Origin of the sequence: Kitasatospora sp. NPDC057518 (assembly GCF_042802075.1) — a bacterium.
Lineage (GTDB): Bacteria > Actinomycetota > Actinomycetes > Streptomycetales > Streptomycetaceae > Kitasatospora.
Genome location: NZ_JBHVEU010000797.1, coordinates 1 through 1,366, shown reverse-complemented (window position 1 = coordinate 1,366; position 1,366 = coordinate 1). Strand labels below are relative to the sequence as shown.

The following is a 1,366-nucleotide window of genomic DNA, read 5'->3' as shown; positions in this document are numbered from 1 at the left end:
GCCCTTCGTCACGGGCGTCAGTGGGTGCGGAAGGCCAGCACCACGTTGTGGCCGCCGAAGCCGAACGAGTTGTTCAGCGCGGCGATCCGGCCCTCGGGCAGCTTGCGGGCCTCGTCGCGGACGATGTCGGCCTCCACGTCGTCGTCCAGCTCGTCCACGTTGATGGTCGGCGGGGCGATCCGGTGGTACAGGGCCAGCACGGTGGCGACGGTCTCGATGCCGCCGGCGCCGCCCAGCAGGTGGCCGGTCATCGACTTGGTGGCCGAGACGGCGATGTGGTCGAGGTCGTCGCCCAGCTCCTTGCGCAGCGCCTTCAGCTCGGCGGTGTCGCCCTGCGGGGTCGAGGTGGCGTGCGCGTTGACGTGCACGATCTCGGCCTTGTCCAGCTCGTTGCGCTCGAACAGGTCGGCCAGCGCGCGGGCCACGCCGGCGCCGGTCGGCTCGGGCTGGGCGATGTGGTGGGCGTCCGAGGACAGGCCCTGGCCCACGGCCTCGCAGTAGATCCGGGCGCCGCGCGCCTCGGCGTGCTCGATCGACTCCAGCACGACCACACCGGCGCCCTCGCCCAGCACGAAGCCGTCGCGGCCCTTGTCGTACGGGCGGGAGGCGCGCTGGGGCTGGTCGTTGTTCTTGGACATCGCCATCATGTTGGCGAACGCGGCGATCGGCAGCGGGTGGATCGCGGCCTCGGTGCCGCCGGCCACCACGACGTCGGCGCGGCCGGTGCGGATCATCTCGATCGCGTAGCCGATCGCCTCGGCGCCGGAGGCGCAGGCGGAGACGGGGGTGTGCACACCCGCGCGGGCGCCGACCTCCAGGCCGACGTTGGCCGCCGGGGAGTTGGGCATCAGCATCGGGACGGTGTGCGGGGAGACCTTGCGGGCGCCCTTCTCCTTCAGCACGTCGTACTGGTCGAGGAGGGTGGTCACGCCGCCGATGCCGGAGGCGATGACGGTGCCCAGGCGCTCGGGGGCGAGCTTGGAGGACTCGTCGGTGGCGGGGGTCTCGAAGCCCGCGTCGGCCCAGGCCTCGCGGGCGGCGATCAGCGCGAACTGGGCCGAGCGGTCCAGCTTGCGGGCCAGCGGGCGGGGCAGGATGGTGCCGGGCTCGACGGCGGTGCGTGCGGCGATCTTGACGGGCAGGTCCTCGGCCCACTCCTCGGTCAGGGCGACCACGCCGGACTTGCCGGCGACCAGGTTCTCCCAGGTGCTGGCGGCGTCGGCGCCCAGCGGCGTGAAGGCGCCGATACCCGTGACGACCACGGTGCGGTTTTCAGCGGTCACTGGTTTCTTCTTCTCTCACGTGTGCAGGGGTCGGCGGCGTGCCGAGGATGGGCCCGGCCGGGCGCCCCGGTGAGGGGGCGTCC

At 73.0% G+C, this 1,366-nt stretch carries 1 protein-coding gene; it reads right to left on the bottom strand.

The features are described from left to right. Positions 1–17: 17 nt before the first annotated feature. The gene (gene fabF / locus ACFU7Z_RS39460; protein ID WP_049656688.1) at positions 18–1,283 is read right to left on the bottom strand and encodes a beta-ketoacyl-ACP synthase II; all 1,266 of its coding nucleotides are present in this window, start codon (positions 1,281–1,283) and stop codon (positions 18–20) included. Between the last annotated feature and the right edge of the window lie 83 nt (positions 1,284–1,366).